At 58.1% G+C, this 18,808-nt stretch carries 9 protein-coding genes; 6 read left to right on the forward strand and 3 right to left on the reverse strand.

What is annotated here, in order from left to right; all coding sequences use genetic code 11:
• The first annotated feature begins 83 nt into the window (after window positions 1-83).
• The 6 genes from AC3IUF_RS23305 to AC3IUF_RS23330 are packed head-to-tail and all read left to right on the forward strand — an operon-like array spanning window position 84 to window position 6,803.
• Window positions 84-809, forward strand: coding sequence for an RDD family protein (locus AC3IUF_RS23305; protein WP_007912777.1), 726 nt, complete (start codon window positions 84-86; stop codon window positions 807-809).
• Window positions 806-1,783: a stage II sporulation protein M gene (locus AC3IUF_RS23310; protein ID WP_489279411.1), complete on the forward strand. Its 978-nt coding sequence runs from the start codon at window positions 806-808 to the stop codon at window positions 1,781-1,783. Before AC3IUF_RS23305 ends, AC3IUF_RS23310 begins: the two co-directional genes overlap by 4 nt.
• Window positions 1,770-3,317: a DUF4129 domain-containing protein gene (locus AC3IUF_RS23315; RefSeq protein WP_489279413.1), complete on the forward strand. Its 1,548-nt coding sequence runs from the start codon at window positions 1,770-1,772 to the stop codon at window positions 3,315-3,317. Before AC3IUF_RS23310 ends, AC3IUF_RS23315 begins: the two co-directional genes overlap by 14 nt.
• Window positions 3,314-4,477 carry a DUF4350 domain-containing protein gene (locus AC3IUF_RS23320; RefSeq protein WP_007912780.1) on the forward strand — a complete coding sequence of 388 codons (1,164 nt, stop codon included), beginning with the start codon at window positions 3,314-3,316 and terminating at the stop codon, window positions 4,475-4,477. Before AC3IUF_RS23315 ends, AC3IUF_RS23320 begins: the two co-directional genes overlap by 4 nt.
• On the forward strand, window positions 4,474-5,475 hold the full coding sequence (locus AC3IUF_RS23325; protein ID WP_007912781.1) for an AAA family ATPase: 1,002 nt from the start codon (window positions 4,474-4,476) through the stop codon (window positions 5,473-5,475). The genes AC3IUF_RS23320 and AC3IUF_RS23325 overlap by 4 nt, the downstream gene beginning before the upstream one ends.
• Window positions 5,472-6,803, forward strand: coding sequence for a DUF58 domain-containing protein (locus AC3IUF_RS23330; RefSeq protein ID WP_007949646.1), 1,332 nt, complete (start codon window positions 5,472-5,474; stop codon window positions 6,801-6,803). The genes AC3IUF_RS23325 and AC3IUF_RS23330 overlap by 4 nt, the downstream gene beginning before the upstream one ends.
• On the opposite strand, the gene AC3IUF_RS23335 is transcribed toward AC3IUF_RS23330, so the two are convergent.
• Genes AC3IUF_RS23335 through AC3IUF_RS23345 form a run of 3 tightly spaced genes read right to left on the reverse strand, consistent with a single transcriptional unit; the run spans window position 6,804 to window position 18,674 of the window.
• Window positions 6,804-10,889, reverse strand: coding sequence for an Ig-like domain-containing protein (locus AC3IUF_RS23335; RefSeq protein ID WP_489279414.1), 4,086 nt, complete (start codon window positions 10,887-10,889; stop codon window positions 6,804-6,806).
• A complete protein-coding gene (locus tag AC3IUF_RS23340) occupies window positions 10,840-14,946 on the reverse strand; it encodes a Tc toxin subunit A-related protein (protein WP_489279416.1) in 4,107 nt (1,368 codons plus the stop codon). Before AC3IUF_RS23340 ends, AC3IUF_RS23335 begins: the two co-directional genes overlap by 50 nt.
• Window positions 14,943-18,674, reverse strand: a complete 3,732-nt coding sequence (locus tag AC3IUF_RS23345) for a Tc toxin subunit A (protein ID WP_489279417.1) — start codon at window positions 18,672-18,674, stop codon at window positions 14,943-14,945. The genes AC3IUF_RS23340 and AC3IUF_RS23345 overlap by 4 nt, the downstream gene beginning before the upstream one ends.
• Window positions 18,675-18,808: the final 134 nt, after the last annotated feature.

Raw genomic sequence — 18,808 nt, forward strand, 5'->3', positions numbered from 1 at the left:
ATACATAGTTATGTCGTTTTCCCCCGAGAGGCTGCTAGCATCGGCCTCACTTGCACCCCGAACAGGCGAACATCAGGTAGCCCATGCTCGAGCCCACAGCACCGCCAAGGAAAGCACCGCTGGCCCCGCCGCTGGATACGCGGCATCAGGTCGAAACGCCGGAAGGCATCGACCTGCCGTTGCGTCCCGCCGGGTTGATGGTGCGTGCCGTGGCCTTTGCGCTCGATCTGGTTATTCGCGGCGTGATCATGGGCGTGCTTTTCATTGCCCTGGCGTTTCTCGGCAAGCTCGGCATGGGTCTTGGTTCGCTGCTGCTGTTTGCAATCAGCTGGTGGTACATGGTGCTGTTCGAAGTGCTGCGTCAGGGCCGCTCGCCGGGTAAACAATGGATGGGGCTGCGCGTGGTGCACGACGACGGCACACCGATCGGCTGGTCGGCGTCGCTATTGCGAAACTTGCTGCGTTTTGTCGATCTGCTACCTTTTGGCTACTTTCTCGGCACCCTCAGTTGCCTGCAACACCCGACCTTCAAACGCCTCGGTGACATGGCTGCCGGTACGCTGGTGATCTACAGCGAACGCCCGCTCAGCCGTCCACAATTGCCTGACGCCGAACCGCGGCGCTCACCCGTGCCACTCACCCTCAGCGAACAACGCGCCGTGCTTGGTTTCGCCGAGCGCCAAGGAGAGTTATCGCCAGCGCGGGTCAATGAACTGGCGGCCCTGCTCGCCCAGCCCCTGCATATTTCTGCGCCCAAAGCTGTCGCTGAACTCAACGGCATCGCTCGCGGCTTGTTGGGCCCGACATGAAGCAAAGCCTTTTCGAAAGTCGCCACAAGGACGAATGGGAGCGTTTTGCGCTGGCCCTCGAACGCCTTGAACGGGGCAATGAAACCTCACAAGTCGCCGGTTTCCCCAAGGCCTATCGCAGGCTTTGCCAGCATCTTGCGCTGGCACAGGAGCGCGGTTACAGCAGTTTTCTCATCGACTCATTGCAGCAACAGGTGTTACGCGGGCATCAACAGCTGTACCGCCACCGCAGCCGGCTCGGTGCCAATCTGCTGAGTTTCATTCTCGCTGACTTTCCACGTCTGGTGCGCGCCGAATGGCCCTTTGTACTGGTTGCCAGCCTGCTGTTCTTTGGCAGCCTGATCGGCGTCAGCATGCTGGTATATGTGTTTCCCGAGCTGGTCTACAACCTGATCCCCGCCGATCAGGTGCGTGAAATGCAAGGCATGTACGACCCGGTCGCCGGCCACCTCGGGCGCCCCGCCGAACGCGCGGCCAGCGAAGACTGGGTGATGTTCGGTTACTACGTGATGCACAACATCGGCATCGCCTTTCAGACCTTTGCCAGCGGTTTGCTGATGGGCGTGGGCAGTGCGTTCTTTCTGTTCTACAACGGCATGGTCATCGGCGCGGTGGCCGGGCACCTGAGCGAGATCGGTTTCGGCCAGACTTTCTGGTCATTCGTCATCGCCCACGGCGCCTTTGAACTCACCGCCATTGCCCTCGCTGGCGCGGCTGGCCTGGAACTCGGCTGGGCCTTGATCGCACCCGGACGGCTGACTCGCGGCGAAGCGCTGAAACGGGCCGCGCGCAAGAGCGTATTGCTGGTCTGCGGGGTGATGTTGTTCCTGCTGATTGCCGCGTTTATCGAAGCCTATTGGTCATCGAAAACCAGCGTCACGCCGCTGACAAAATATCTGGTCGGGGCCGGACTTTGGGCCTTGGTTGCGATCTATCTGTCGTTCGCCGGAAGGACCCGCCATGCGCCTGAGTGACGCCACCGTGGTGATCCGTCCGCGCACAACCTGGGAAGCCATGGACCTTGGTGTGCTGATGAGCCAGCAACATCGGCGTCTGCTGATGAGCAGTTGGGCGATCGTCACCCTGCCGCTGTTCACCTTGCTCAGCCTGTTGCTGTGGGATTCGCCATCACTGGCGGTGTTTATCTTCTGGTGGCTGAAACCGGCGTATGAACGCCTGCCGTTGTACATCCTGTCGAAAGCGCTGTTTGGCGAAACGCCGACGCTCAAACAAGCCTTGCGCGAATGGCCGCGCCTGCTCAGACCCCAACTGCTGGCCAGCCTGACCTGGCGCCGCCTGAGTTTCAGCCGCAGCTTTCTATTGCCGGTGCTGCAACTCGAAGGCCTCGAAGGCAGCGCCCGGCAACAACGCCTGCAGGTGCTGCTGCAACGCAACGCCGGCGCGGCGCAATGGCTGACCATCATCGGCGTGCATCTGGAAACCGCGTTGTGGATCGGCCTGATGGTGCTGTTCTACATGTTGCTGCCGCAGCAGATCGAAACGGATTGGGACTGGCAGTCACTGGTTCTCGCGGCGGACAACGAGTGGCGCTGGCTGGAACATCTGACCAATGTCTTCTATGCGCTGGTGCTCGTGGTGTGGGAACCGGTCTACGTCGCCTGCGGCTTCAGCCTTTATCTGAACCGGCGCACGCAACTGGAAGCATGGGACATCGAATTGGTATTCCGCCGCTTGCGTCAGCGTCTGAACAACGGTGTGTTGGGATTGCTGCTGGCAGTCTGTCTGATTGTGCCGAACGTGCCCACGGTTTGGGCCGCCGAGCCCGATGACGGTCCACAGACACCGCGCTTGTTGAATCAGCCGCTGACCAGTCAGGCATCGCGTGACAGCATCAAGGCACTGCTTGAGCAACCGCCGTTCAAGAACAAGGAATTCGTCACCCGCTATCGCTTCGGCGAGGATCCCGCAGAACCGGCCAAAGCGCAAACACCGGGTGAAGCGCCGCAGTGGCTGAAAAGCCTGTTGGGCTGGCTCGACGGGCAACACCTCAACGTGCTGGCGAAGCTCATTGAAGTGTTGCTGTGGGGGGCGGTCATTGCTGCAATCGGCTGGCTGATCTGGTGTTATCGCGATTTTCTCCAAGCCTTCGTCAGCCGCCGCCCGAGACTGCCGGCAAAGCCCAAACGTGCGGTGCCGCAACAAGCCTTTGGCCTGGACTTGAACCGCGACGCGTTGCCTGACGACATCGCCACCAGCGCCGAACAACTCTGGCAAAGCCAACCCCGCGCAGCACTGGGCCTGTTGTATCGAGGACTGCTCAGCCATCTGCTCCACGATTTCGACCTGACGCTGAAACCCGCCGACACCGAACTCCAGGTACTGGCGCACATTGAACAATTGCAGCGTCCCGAGCTGCTCGCGTTCAGCCGCAACCTGACTACCCACTGGCAGAACATGGCCTACGGGCATCGCGTGCCGGCGGCGTCTCTGCAGCAGGAATTGTGCGATGGCTGGCGCGCCTTGTTCGGCCCCGGAGCCGCCCGTTGAGTCGCCGGACACTGTGGTGGGTCGCTGCGTTGATCGCCTTGCTGCTGGGCGCACTGAGCGTTTTCCTCGTCCTCAAGGCCAAGCCTTATCAGGAAGCAGTCGATCACGGCCCCTCGCCCGCCGCGCAAGCCAATCCTTATCTGGCGGCCGAGCTGTTTTTGCGTGAGCGCGGCCTCAACGTCAGCCATGCCGAAAGCCTCGCGATGCTCCCCGATATCGATCCGCGCCGGCATACGCTTCTGCTGTTCAACGACCGCTCGCGAATGACGCCGCGGCAGGTCGATCAAGTGTTGAACTGGACGCGGGCCGGCGGACGGCTGGTGTTCGTCGCTGAATCGCTGTGGGATGAGCAAACCAGACAGAGCAACGACCTGTTGCTCGATCAGGTGCAACTGCATCAATCGCTGAGCAAGGATCTGAAAGACTTGCCCGCCGACGCTGAACCCGATCGCTTCCCGCAACTGACCAAACTCTATCTGGAAGACGAAGACGCACCGGCCTACGCTGGCTTCGACACCGACTTCCACCTCGAGGACCCGAAGAATCTTGCGCAAGCCTGGGCCAACAGCGCCAAAGCCACGCACATGATGCAACTGCCCTACAGCCTGGGCACGATTACCGTGGTCACCGACGCCGATCTGTGGAAAACCGCAGCCATCGCCCAGTACGACAACGCCTGGCTGCTCTGGTATTTGAGCGCCGACACCGACGTCACGTTGATCTACAACACCGAGCATGATGGCCTGCTCACCTTGCTCTGGCGCTACTTCCCGCAAGCCATCATCGCCCTGCTCGCATTGATCGGCCTGTGGCTCTGGCACGTCGGCGTACGCCACGGCCCACTGCAATTACCCGCTCCAGGCGGGCGTCGGCAATTGCACGAACACCTGCGCGCCAGCGCCGATTTCCTGTTACGCCACAACGGCCAGCAGGCGCTGCTGCAAGCACTGCAACAGGACGTGCTGCGCCGCGCCCGCCGCCGCCATCCAGGCTTTGACCAATTGAACGTTGCCGAACAATGGCTGGCGTTGTCGCGCCTGACCCGACAACCCACCCGCGCTATCAGCCAGGCCCTGAGCCCGGTGCCGAACCGGCGGGTTTCCAGCGCCGATTTCTGCCGCCAGGTCGCCCACCTGCAAACCCTGAGGAACACGCTATGACTGAACAGATCGAGCCCGGCAGCGCCAGCCACGCCGCCCAGCAACGCCAGCGTGCCAGCCAGTTGGCACAAGCGGTGCGCGGCGAATTGCAGAAAGCGCTGATTGGCCAGAACCAGGTAATCGACGACGTGCTGACGGCACTTATCGCCGGTGGTCACGTGTTGCTTGAAGGCGTGCCGGGGCTGGGCAAGACCCTGCTGGTGCGGGCATTGGCCCGCTGCTTCGGTGGCGAGTTTGCACGGATTCAATTCACCCCGGACCTGATGCCCAGCGACGTCACCGGCCACGCTGTGTACGACCTGCAAACCGAACAGTTCAAGCTGCGCAAAGGCCCGTTGTTCACCAACCTGTTGCTGGCCGACGAGATCAACCGCGCGCCGGCGAAAACCCAGGCCGCCTTGCTCGAAGCGATGCAGGAACGTCAGGTCACACTCGAAGGTCGTGCCCTGCCCATCGCGCAACCGTTCATGGTCCTGGCCACGCAGAACCCGATCGAACAGGAAGGCACTTATCCCCTGCCGGAAGCCGAACTCGACCGGTTCATGCTCAAGGTACGCATGGACTACCCCGACGCCGATCAAGAGCTGAACATGGTGCGTCAGGTCTGCCGTTCGACCCGCGCTGACATGCTTGATGTGCAACCGCTACGCACGGTGTTGCAAGCCAAGGACGTGCAAGCCTTGCAGCGTATCGCCAGTGACCTGCCACTGGACGATCAGGTCCTCGATTACGCCGTACGTCTGGCGCGCGGCACGCGCACCTGGCCGGGGCTGACCCTTGGCGCCGGGCCGCGCGCGTCGATTGCCCTGGTGCGTTGCGCCCGCGCCCGCGCCTTGTTGCGTGGCGGTGAGTTTGTGATTCCCGACGACATCAAGGGCTGCGCGCTGGCCGTGCTGCGCCATCGTGTACGCATTGCCCCGGAGTTGGACATTGAAGGTTTGCAAGTAGATCAAGTGCTCCAGCAACTGCTCGACCAGATTCCGGCGCCGCGTCTGTGAAACCCTCGCGCCTGCTATTGATCTGGCTGGCCTTGCTGCTGACCATCGGTATTGTGCTGGGCACATTGCGCACACTGGAGATCGAAACTCCGGCGAGCCTTGTATCGATCAATTGGGGGTTGCTGCTGGCGCTGTTGGCTCTGGCGGCGCTGGATGCGCTACGCCTGCAACGTCTGCCGACACCGCGCATCACGCGACAGATGCCCGGCAGTCTGGCACTAGGCCGTTGGGGTGAAGTGCGTCTGGAAATCGAACATGACTTCAGCGAGCCGATACACATTGAACTGTTCGACCACCCGCCAGAAGGTTTGAGTTTCGAAAACCTGCCGCTGGCGATTGAATTGCAACCCGGCCAGCGCAGTCTGCTCGGCTATCGCCTGCGCCCGCTCCAACGCGGTCATTTCAGCTTTGCCCACTGCGAAGTCAACCTGCCCAGTCCCTTGGGATTATGGTCAGGCAAACGCTTGCTCAGGGTCAGCGATCAGACCCGCGTCTACCCCGACTTCGCCCGGCTCTACGGCGGTGAGCTGCTGGCCGTGGACAACTGGCTCAGCCAGCTCGGCGTACGCCAGCGGCAACGTCGCGGTCAGGGCCTGGAATTTCACCAACTGCGCGAGTTTCGTGAAGGCGACAGCCTGCGTCAGATCGACTGGAAAGCGACGGCCCGTCAACGCACACCGATTGCCCGGGAATATCAGGACGAGCGCGACCAGCAGATTATCTTCCTGCTCGATTGCGGCCGCCGCATGCGCAGCCAGGACGATGAGCTGTCGCACTTTGACCATGCGCTCAATGCCTGTCTGCTACTCAGTTATGTGGCGCTGCGTCAGGGCGATGCGGTGGGTTTGAGTACCTTCGCCTGCGATCAGCCACGCCATCTCGCGCCGGTCAAAGGCAGCGGGCAACTGAACGTGCTGCTCAACACGGTTTATGACCTCGACAGCACGCAGCGCCCCGCCGACTTTCAGGCCGCCGCCAATCAGTTGCTGAGCCGCCAGAAACGCCGGGCACTGGTGGTGCTGGTGACCAACCTGCGCGATGAGGACGATGAGGAACTGCTGAGTGCGGTCAAACGCCTGAGCGCACAGCATCGGGTGCTGGTCGCCAGTCTGCGCGAAGAAACGCTGGATACGTTACGTCAGACCACGGTGCAAACATTGCCCGAGGCGTTGGCTTACTGCGGCACGGTGAACTACATGAATGAGCGGGCAGAACTCCATGAGCGATTGAGCGCTCATGGCGTTCCGGTGTTGGATGTCCGGCCCGCGGAGTTGGGAGCCGAACTGGTGACGCTGTATCTGAGCTGGAAAAGAAGTGCGGCGCTTTGATCATCTCTCGATCTTGACGTGCACAGATCCGCTGCTCGAGGTCCCGTCAGGATTCTCGACTTTGACCTCAAGGGACACGGTTTCCGACAGATCCATCACCCTCCAAGCGGTTTCGTATTTACCGTTGCCATTCGTACTGGACTCAATGAATGGCCTCCCGTTAATGGAGACAAGTATTTTCCTTTCCCGTATCGCTTCTCCAGAAGCCTTGTCTACGATCAACGCAGTCATGGTTACCCAGCCGTTCACGAAAGCCGGATTCGGCGAGGCGACAACGGACTTCACAGTCGCTGGACGTTCATTGACAGTCAACCACAGCGCTTTCACGTCCCAGCCAGCCAAGCTGCCATTTACCGACGCCCACAACGAAGTCTCACCTGCTGCGCCCAAGACAACGCGCGCCGTTGCCATCCCATCGGCACCCGTCAGTGTTGCCGGTAAAGATGTGTTGTCGTACTCCCACATCACTTCGACATTGGCCAAAGGCTCGCCGGTATTGGCTGAAACCACCAAAGCCTGAGCTGAAATTTCTTGTCCCGGATAACCGGTCAAATCATCACTGACCAGCTCTTTGATCTCTCGCGGCTCGTGCAGGAAATACGGCAATGAAATCGATTCCGAATACTGCGCGTCCCCCACCGTCGCGGTCAGTTGCGCCGCTCCGGGAGTCTTGGGCACAAAGCGGATCCACGCCTCGCCGTAGAAGTTGGTGGTCGTCGTCACCTCGCCAAGATCCAGAGTGCGCCAGACAACATTCATCCCCGCCATCGGCCTGCCGCTGACAGCCGAAACAAGGGTGATCCGCTCGGACACAGCCTCGCCCCAGTACAGCGTCTGGCTAAGCCGCGAACGCTCGGCAATCTTCACCACTTGCGCGCCTTCACCCACCGATATTGCATTGACAGGTGACCATCGAGCCAGGCTTTCGCAAGCCAGAAACAAGCCGAAACTGCCGTTACGCTTGTCATCGACCATGAAGGAATCGGTAAATCCCGCCTCTCGGCTGAAGACCCTTGGCAAACCGAGTACTGGCTGAGTAAAACGAATACCGAGTGCCTCAGGCCCGCTGCCGACCATGCCCAGCGTCAACTTTCGACCGGACAAGAAGGTGTCTTGCGGGGCAGTTATATCGATTCTATGGGTCTGTTTACGCCGCGCAAAACCGGTGTCCTGGCCAAAAGGCTGTGCAGTCCCGTTGTCCATACTGAACTGCAATCGATCCCACGGATCGTCGGCCAGCGAACAGACCGCCATCGAACGTGTATCTGTAACATTGTCATACGGACTGCTGACAGACACCTCAACCGTCGCCGATCCGCCTGTGATTGCCCAATGCGCAAAGCCTGCCCAGCCATCGTCAGCAGTCACACGTTCTTCAGAGTGACCATCAACCTTCCACTGCGTTGGTACTTGAACCATGGCATCTTCCGCGAAGTCCGAACGGACCTTCGCCCACATCCATGCCGGGTCCTGACCCACGATCGGGAAAACGGCAGACTCACGCACGGTTTCAATGCTGAGTTTGTTGTGGCCCAAGTGCAGCGTGGTTGAATCGGTTCGGCCCCCAAGCTCCGCAATAAAATTAACTCTAAAACTTCCGGCAACCCGACTCGCCAAACAATTCAATGTCCAAGTCATGCCACTTTCATCAATAACATTGGTACTCTTTGGAGGAGGGTCGAGGACGATGCCCAATTCTGATGCTGGAGTTCCGATCCATTCCAAATCCATCGTAAGACCCACAAGGGCACTCAGCGCATGGGTTCTAAAAATATACCGGTGTACGGCGCCCAGGCAGGGATACAGTGACTGACCTCGTTCGGGGCTCATTTGATCCAGAACAAGCGTGAACTCATCGTCAATATCCGGTGAAAACAAGCGGCCGAGCAACTCTCGATCTTCCAGTGAATCAGTCAGCAACCGCAGTCCGAACATGCTGCTGCGGCTCTTGGCATATTCAGAACTCAGAGTCCAGATCAGCGGTTCATCTGCCCGCAATACCCTGGGCTCGCCAAGTTCACTCACCACCAGCCCGATGCCTGGTTCGTCAATGCCCCATGCCAGCGTGATTTCCTGGCCGATAAGAGGACTGCCGGCGAGGGCAGTGACCTCCAGGGAATGGGTGAGACCTCGTTTGCAGAAAAAACCTTGATTAAGGACGATCTCACCACGATCAAATGTTATGTTGACCTTGTCTTTCCAAGAACTCCTGGCAATCGCGGTCACGCTAAATTCGCACTCATGCGACTCGGCCGATTCATGCGCTCGGACCGCCGCGGTGATCGCGTGAATCCCGGGTTCTCTGGTGTAATACTTCAGGCTCCCCCAACCAGCGCTTCCCGTTTGGCTGCGGAAAATGCCTTTGTCGGTTTGCCACTCGATCTTCGCACCGATTACCGGCTCGCCGTCCCCCTGATCAGTAACATGCACCACTTGCAAGCGCAGGTACGCAACTCCGTTCTCATCCACTACCGGACTATTCTCGGCCTGGCGTACCTCTTTGATCTTGATCCTGTTGCGCGCCAGCGACATGCGCTTTCTGGGCGACGGCAACAACAGCTTCGAGCAGACCAGTGACAATTCGAACATCCCGTCGCGCCGGTCTTCACAACTCAGCCTCCACGAGGCAGTGCCCTCACCATCGATCGGCATGGGCACTGCCGTTTCCAGAGGCGGACTGACCACGACACCCAGTTGCTCATGCCTGTCACCGTGCCAGTGCAGATAGAAGTCGCTGCCTCGCAGAGGACTGTTGGCCGCCAGCATTACATCAATGGAATGGGTAGAACCCCGGTTCGGATAACTGTTATCAATCCAGTCCCTGATTTCGTTATTCTCACAGACAGTCATCTGTGCCCACGGATCCTCTCCCAGTACCCGCACGTCAAACGTCTGAGTCCACACACCCTGCTCGTAATAAAGGCTGACCACAGAGGCTTCGATAACGAAGTCCCCTGCTGCCTTCGCCTCATAACAGTAGTAGGCCCAACCTTGTTCATCAGTAACGGCCGCCGCCAACACCCCCCGCTCGGCGGTCGCCCAGTTCACCGTAAGCCCGGCAAATGGCTGGCCGGTGTAATACGACGCCACTTGCACCCCCAAACGGACACTTTGCTCAATCAATGGGTAGTAGGCGGCCTCGACCACCTCACGAAAAATCAGTCGATGATGCCCCAGCGATACGGGGATCTCGTAGGCCTGCGCGGTGTAGCGGTTGCGCAAGCTCAGGGTGAATTCGTAGTCCTGATCATCGATCAGCGGGCAATCGAGCGTCCATGGCTCGTCCAGCAATTGCGGGGTGTCCCAGGCAGGCGTCGCGACAATCGCGCCCTGCGGGTTATTGTCGATGCTCAATGCGACCTGGGTGCCGTCCCAAGGGTTATCCGGCACAGGTACAAAACCGAGCATGTGGGGCGTGATCAATGCGTCGCTGCCAAAAGCTCCGCCGCTGCTGGCGCCCTGACACAGGTACATTTTGCGCAAGGGCAGGAACGAGATGCCGTCCAGCTCAATTTCCTGCAACTCAAGTGGCGCGAGTTTCAACTCGACTTTGACGCGTGTAACCCAGAGTTCGCCAAATGGACTCGAAGACTCTGTCGAGCTGTATATTTCGATGCGCAGTGGCTTTGAACTTGAGATGGGCGATGTCAGTTCTACCTCATGCAGGGTCGGACTGAATCGCCTCTCTGGCCCAGATCCGAAACTCTCGCGCTGTTGTGCCAGATCAGGTTTATCGACGGGTTCGAGTTCGATGCGGTAATGCTCGGCTTCTCCCTGAGAAATCTTCACCCAGCCTGATTGGCCGAAACTGCTTTCCCATAGAAAACTCAGCCAATAAGCACCATTGCCATCGGGATCTCTGGGAAGTGTGACGTCCTGAGTGACCCCCGCGCCCTTCGGCGCTTTGAGGTGCTTGACAGGCTTGTTTTCGTAATACGCTGTGCCTATGACAACTGTCCCCGTCCTTGCCCAACATTCGAACCTTTCTTCGAAATCACCGTTGCACACCAGGTTTTCATTCATCCGAACGACAGGATCACTCATGATTGCGCACTCCCTTGCCGGCCAGGCGTTCTTGCGCTGCATTGACCAACTCCTTCACCGAATCGGTAAACGACTGATCTCCGCACTTGGACGAATAGCGAATGCGCAAGATGCAATCGTTCATCGAGCGCAGCATGGCCTCCTGTCGCGGTTCTTTATGCCATGGCCATTTCAGCTCCCAGGTGGACACCACACCGGTATTTTCAAATGGATAGAGCAAACCTTCATCTGGCTTCACCGCCGTCATGCCGTTGTCGGCAATCCCCACAGACAGGGCTATCTGCTGGCCCGGACGCAAGTTGAACAGCAGATCGGAAGGGGCCACTACATCAGGATCAGGATTGTGCAAGTACTGCACTGACTGCACCGAAGCCCGGCTGGTGGTCATGCTGCCGATCTGCAGCAAGGTCGCGCGCACGTCCTCGAATGGGCCCGTCAACACTGCAAAGTCCATTTCCACCGAACTGATCTGCCGACAGTAATGTCCCGGATAATCCCGATCGAACAGCAATTGGGTGAGTTTGAACACCAGCGAGCCGGTCGCCAGCAATTGCGCCAATGCAGCCTCCCAACTACCGATGCCGAGCTGAGGGTCTATTGCATCGTTGAACAGGCGACGCAAGGAGATGGTTTTTACCACTTCAACTCGTCGCTCGGTGCGCTGCAGGTACTCATGCTCCATACGCAGCAGATACGCGCGCAGATGCTCGCCAGCGGTCAAACCGTGGCGTTGATCCTGCCAGACCTGCGGCAAGGGAATATATGAATCGTAATCGCCGGTTTCGGCGCTCATCGCCGCTTGTGCGCTGAGGCACAGACTGACCACCGCGTCGTAAGCCTGATAGTGCAAAGCCTTGAGCTGGCCGAGCATCCAGCCGAACAATTCGGCATTGGTCGCGCGCTTTTTCAGATAGTTGTACATCGTCAACGCCTGAGCGTTAGCTCGCAGCGTTTGCGCGAGGTTGGTTCTGGCCGCATCAATCGCATGGCTCTGCGCGACGATCTGCGCATCGATGGCAGCGATTTCGGCCAGCGCCTGATCGCGTTGCAGCCCCCATTCATTGCGGCGACGGCGATAACCTTCGGTGGTGGCTTGCTTGTCGGCATCGATTTGCAGCATCGACGAAGCGATTTCCAGGCCAAAGCAGATGGCATCCGTAACTTTGTCGATCCGAAAACCACCGTTCGCCATACCAAAGATATTGGGTGCGGTCGCAAATGCCACGCCTACCGGTTTGAGGATTTTGGCAGCCAGCGCCAGCTCTTTGGACTGGTCCAGGTTTGCCATGACCTGATATTCGACAGCCGATACGTTTTCGTCATAGCGTGCTGCGTAAGCATCAGCCCGTTCCCGCGCCACTGCCCGGCTCTGCTCAAGCGCCGTCATGCTCGCTTCCAACTGAGCGATGGATTGCTCCTGTACGGTTTTGGCGTAGTTGCCCAACTCCACCAGATGGTTTTGCTGCAGCTCTTCCTGCTCGGCACGATCACGCCGCTCAAGCAGATTGAGTACCTGGCTGCCGTAATCCTGCAAGGCCTGCACCGCACGCAAGGCAACCTCGAAGATCACGCGCCAGCGAAACGCAATCACCACCAGCCGTCCGCCCATCGGTCTGGCGCCCCCGACACCACCTGCAGCCAGAGCGCGCAGCAATTGGTTCGGGTCGGTCGGTGGGTTGAACAACGGCAGGAGCATGGGCTTGCCATCAATCGTCAGGTTGTTGCGCAAGTTGTTCATGCGGTCCTGCGGCTGGTTGAACCAAGTGAACAACTCATCATTGATGGGTGCCCTGAACGGCGGACACCCCAACATGCCCAGCATGGGAGCCCTATCGGAGCCGGCCGGAACATCTGCCAGGCTGTAATTCAATGTCTGCTCGAACGTTTCCAGTGCCGTACGCGTGCAACTTTGGGCCAACAGGTCCTTCAGCGTCGCGGTCTGCCACAAGTTCACCGTTTGAGTCAGAGGCGGTTTGCCCATCAATGATCCCGCTTGCACATAGCAAAGCTTTGCCGCCACCAGACTTTCGCGGGTCAGTTGACGGTAATGCCAGTCCCCCCAGGCCATGAGGTTCTTCACATACTCGATGAACATCAGCAGCCTCAAATGCACAGGCGCTGAATATCCAATCGCGTCCGGGTCGGCGGGCGCCACGGCTTCACAGCCGACATTGCCCAGATCGTTGATCAACGGTCGGCAGCGCCAGTAATTCGGTTTCTCGGGTACCGTGCTGCTGTCGGCATTAGCCCGGGGATCGAAGACGAAATGCAACCACGTCTGTGCTTCGGCAAACCGCTCTTCATCACGCAAGCGTGTCGCGATCAAATGCGGCAAGTGGAAAAACAGCTCCCAGAAAAACAGCCCGTTGGCACCGTCGAAAGCGCCATTGCGTTCCTCGAAATCAACACCGGCAGGCGGCGGCTCTGACAGATGCTGGGAGTCCCAATTAATCAGAGTCGCTGGAGAGACAGTGGAGCGTGTGACCAACTCGGGACCGAACAGCGAATTGAGCCGAACGTATTGCAGCGCCCAGCCAGCGCCCAGTTGAAAGTCGAGGAACTGGGCGGCATCCGTGGTGTTTTTCAGCAGCGTTGGCGCGAGGAAATCCGAGAGATCGCCAATCGTCAGGTCAAACTGTTTACCGCCAAAGCCTTCAGTATCGTTCTTTAGAGTGAACCTGACGTTGTTCCAAGCCCCTTTTGGTCGAGTGAAGGTCCCCAAGAACTGCATCGTCCAATCGCCGGCGATTGCAACCTCACTTCTCACAGGTTCAGGGTCGTTAACAGTTGCAAGTTCCAACTGCAAGGTAAACGCAGTCTTCCCGATGCCTGGTAACCCTGTTGACCTGCAAAAGCCCTCAACCGTCAGCACGTCGTTGTCATTCACGCGCATGGCGAAGACGTTCAGTCCCAGAAAAGCGGCCATGGAGCCTGACGGCGACTCGGTGGACACCACCTTAACTTCAAGACCCAAGGGGTGCTGAACCGTCAAGGCAGAAACAAATCGATCCGTCTTGGCTAGCTCAAGCCAGTTACCACTGTCCCCGGTAACGGGACGCATCAGCACATCGATGATCGCGATCTCTTTCAAGGCACCTGTGCCGGTTTTATCGTTGACCAGCAATACCCCCAGCTTGCCTTTGGGGATCTGAGGATCGACCCACACAGTTGCAATCAGCCGGGCACCTGCAGAGAGATCCTCATCAAACTCGCGATGGCGTAAATTCAAAGGCGCCGACCACTGGCCGTTCTGCCTCATGAAGGCCACATTGATATCCAGCTGATGCGGTACGAACCGGGATTTGTCGTCCTTATCGGGATCCGGAGGATCGGTTTTGATGATCTCGCCGACCTTGTCCCGCCACTCCGCCCAGACCAGACACAGGCGTCCGTTCCAGATCACCGGACGTATGTCCAGCACCCGCCCGGCGGGTTGAATGTCCACCGCTTTCCATTCACTCCACGCCGCCGGGTTGACGGCGCGGCAAGTGGGCGTTATCTCGATTTGCGCCTTGCGCCAGAAGTACTGGAACGGCGGCACCCGCTGACGCCCGACAAAATAATAATCGGCGCGCTCAGGGTTTGTGCCGTTCATGTAGCCACTGACGACATCCAGATCGCAGATCTGCTCGAAGGCTTGCAAGTAATCCTGCAGCGCCGCCTGAACCGAATCGGTGTTGAGACGGGCCTGGTTGAGATTGTTTTCAAGGGTCTTGAACAGATCCGTCTTGCGCTGACGCACAAACGGATTGATGTAGTTTTCCGGGTAGAGCGCGATCATCTGCACCGCAGCCCAGTCCGAGTAGTTGTTGTACAGCGCCCAGTTTTCCAACTGCTCTGGGGGAAATTCGTGGTTTTCGAAACCGGGCTCCATTTTGTTGTACACGGCACTGATGTATTGCTGCGCACAACTGATCGCTTCGGCCACCCCCGACGTCTGCACCCGAGCACTGTCCAGCGGGTCGATGCGTAGCAATTCGAACAGGTCCTCCGGGGTCCGCAAAGGCGGGTAACGCTCCGCCCTTACTTGCCCGATGCAATAATCAAGCAACGCGGTACGACGTTTTTCCTGCAACAGACCAATGTTGTTCGATGTCATGATCCTTGCTCCGTGGAAGAGGTTCCCGCGTCACTGTCAGAAGGCGGTGACGCTTGTTCTAGCGAGTGGCTGCGGCCTTGCGACACCCCAAACCTGATGGGTTCGAAGACAGTCCCCTTCGCGCTTGCCAGGCTGCGTACACCGACTTCGAATTCACCGCTGAAAGCGCTGGTGATATAAACCGTGGTTCTACCGTCCTGATCAGTGAAACCCTGTGCCGGGCGGATCGTTGGCCTTTTCTCGGGATCTGTTCCTTCTTCCCAGGCCCAGTCCACCAGCATGTTGGCCCCAGGATTTTCGTACTGATCCACCATCTTGGCGAAAAGTGTGATTGTCTTACCAAGCTCCACGACCTCAGTTGGCACCGGAGACATTTCCGATGTCGGGAAATTCATGCTTTCGGCGTCGGCAATGACGTTGATGCTCACTGCCCACTCAGGCTCGAGCAGGCTCATGGAAAAATAAAGACTGTCCGTGCCCAAGACTTTGCCCGGAACATACTCAGCCGTGAGGACTCCTTGGGTATCGGTGATACCCAAGCTGATGGTCCCTAGCTCGGAGTGCCAGTCGACCGCGACACCTTTCAACGCTGCGCCCCGGGCGTCAGTAAGCGTCATCGTAATGATCGCTTTCTCGTCTGGTTTACCAGCGAAGACTTCTGTAGGCGTTACGGTGCAAGTCATCCGGACCAACTGCTTCAGTTCGCCCGGTGCTTGCACGACCGGCACACGCGTCTGGGTCTGACTCAGCAAAGCCAGTTCAGCCGCCTGGGCGTAGGCCTCACTGGCATCGATTGTCTCCGGCAAGGTACCGATCCGCAAAATGGTCCGCGCATCCATACCGGTCTGCATCGACAACTGATAAACGCGCATCAGCAGATCCAGTTGATCCAGGGTTTTCAACACTTGGGTTTCAGGATCGATATGGCGAACACATTCGCTGACTTCCTGCGCGCTCCAGGCAAAGAACTCAGCCAGTTTGATGGCCGCGGCCTGCTGCACCACGCGTAATGCATCGGCGCTGAGCATGGGAGGTAATGAATGGACCTGGCGCAGATAATCCAGCAACTTCTGCTCCGGCTGTTCGCTCAGACTGAACGCGCGAGTCAGCGTGGTCATTGCGTAAAGTATGCGCACCGAGAACACAAATTTTTCAGAGGGATCGATGATGGTGATTTGGTCGATCCACTTGGCGTATCCATAATCCAGATAGTCCCGGACCAATGCCGCACTCAAGCCCAGTGTCGAAACAACTTCAGCGCGCTGACGCACAACAGCCAGCAGCTCGAGTAACGGATCGGAAGGTTCGTCGCGCCTGCGCGCCCTCGCTGGCGATTCGAGGGCGGTGCGGTCATACACCTGGCGCAACAGTTGATATACCGAGGCATCGACCCAGTCCAACACCAGAATGGCCAATTCGCCCTCGATGCCGGCGTAGATTGCCAGCGACTCCCTGACCAGCGACACCTGCGCGTCTCTGGCCTGCAGAAGAACGGTGAGCATGATCTCGACCAAGACGCTGACCTGGGTTTCCTCAATCTCCAGGCCGTTCCTGACGGCCCATTCGAGTTTCTCGCGGGCAAAGGCCAAATAATCTTCCGGCGTCAGGTCAGTGGCCAGTATCAGGCCATTGACATCGACAACCGGCGCCAGCCCCTCACTGTCAATCGAGAGTAAATCCAGCCAGTCGCTTTCTCCGGCCGGTGGAATACCGGCCAGGAGAAAAGAATTACCGGACAACCGCGCGCTGGGCAGGAGGGCGCCGATCTTGTCGAAGAACTGCTGATCCTGCTGGGAGAACTCGCTTAAACGCAGTGGTGCACTCACGTGCTGCAACATCCACAGCACCGATATGTTGCTTTGCTCGCACCATTGCACACAGGCCTGCATGGCTTCGATCAGGCTCAGCACACCCGGCGTAGCGTCAGTGCGGCTGTCATCAACCGCCACGTCGACAATACGCGGCTTGCCTGCCAGCCCTTTGAGCCAGGTTTCTCCGCCCAGCACACGGAGCATCAACACGCCTTCGACCGGCGTGATATTCAACAGCCGGGGCAGTTTTACCAAACGGTAAAAACTGGAGATGACCGCCGAACTGCGCACCAGATCATCGGTAAGATCATGAGCCTGGGCTATCGCCAACGCCAGATAGTGGTAAGTCTGAAGATCAATGCCCAAACCACTGCATAGCTGGCTGACCGTCAGATTGTCTTGATCCGATGTCGGTATCAGCGCAAACGCTTTGTCGTCGAGTTTCAGCGGCTTGCGATAATTGTCCTGATTGTTGAAGACCTGATCGAACTGCGACAGTGCATCACCGCGACCGTACAGTGACAGTTCATCGAGGAACACGGCGAAATCTGCTGCCGTGCAGTTGTAGCGTTCACGCAGTCGCTGAAACAGACCCAATGCATGGATCACGTTTACCGAAATCGCCCAAACCTCAGGTTTTTCGGCACCACGTGCTTCAGCCCTGATCGCTGCCGCCAACAAGGCGTCAGTCTGCTCAGGAGGCAGATTCAGCCATTTATCCAGGCGTAACTTGCGGTTGAGCCGATCAAATGTATTCAAGCCTTTTGGGTTATTGGGATTAACGAGTATCCGATGAAGATTAGTCCCTGACTGCGCGCTGATACCGATAGCGGGGTGAGCGTTACCATTGATGTAAACCGAGCCGGATCGGCCGCCTTCCGGGACGTCGGGTTTACTGGGGTAATCCACATTGTCCGAACGCCGCGGCGCGTAGTCCCCAACCGAAAAAAGACTTGTAACCTCCTCGGCCACAAGATTTGTACGTTGAGCCAAATAAAATATCTGGTTGAGATTCATATACTCAACGTCTTCGGTGCCAAAGTTCTCCAGATAGAACTGATACATATCCTCGGAATTTTTGTATTCTTCAGTCACCAACTTCTGCTGGTACGGACCAAGCCGAGAGGCATGAGCCAAGGCAGCAGCGGCAAGACTGGTCAGGGACCCGGAGTGCAAGAAATTGGGGAATTTCCCGTCAACAATGTTGGCAAAATCCCCCACTGATCGTCCGTTGAAACCCGCAACCCCATCAATCGTGTCCCAATGTTGGTAATACGGCAGACCGTTGGGATAGCGTGCGTTGATCAATGCCTGTTCAATTGGAACCTCCGTGTTCGTAGTGATGAACGCCTGTAGCACGCGTACGATCACGTCGACTGATGGCTCCGGCGCGTTCACCGTTTTACTGTCGACCGTCAACTTCATCAAATCCGTGCGACGTTCATGCAACGGCAGCTTGGTGCCGTCACCAACGGATTCGATCAAGTCGCGAATCAAGCGATACAAGAAGACGAGATACGCCGAAGGCCCGAACATGGACTCCAGAGAATCCGAAGGGCATTTGGCGCTCAACTGCAGATCGAATATTCGCTCCAGTTGCGGCCCGTCAAAGAGCGACATCAAACCGCTGGACGGTCCTGTCGACCCGGCTTTGTCCTGCTGCGCGTGATGCTCAATAAACCGACGCCGCACATAGGTCGCCAGGCTGTTGGCCCGACGCAAAAAGCGCCGGGCCTCTTCCTGCTCAAGTCCGTACTCGCCGACCAGTACCGGAAGACCCTTTTCGACCAGAGGGAAAAACGATCCCCCCTGCTCAAGGTAACTCCAGAGCGTTGAAAGCCGGTTTTGCGCAGAAGACGTTTGCGCACCAAACAGTTGAATGAACAACTGCGCAGCGGGACGGAGTGAATCAGCCATGGTCACTTTCCTTGAGTCGATAACCGCCCGGGCCGCCTGACTGTGGTGTCAGGCGGACCCAGCGTTGCATAAGGATTTAGCGCTTGAACGCAGCCGCTGCCAACTGTCAGAAATGACAGGTTTTATGACCGCTC

It is taken from the genome of Pseudomonas sp. KH_040, from assembly GCF_057839305.1.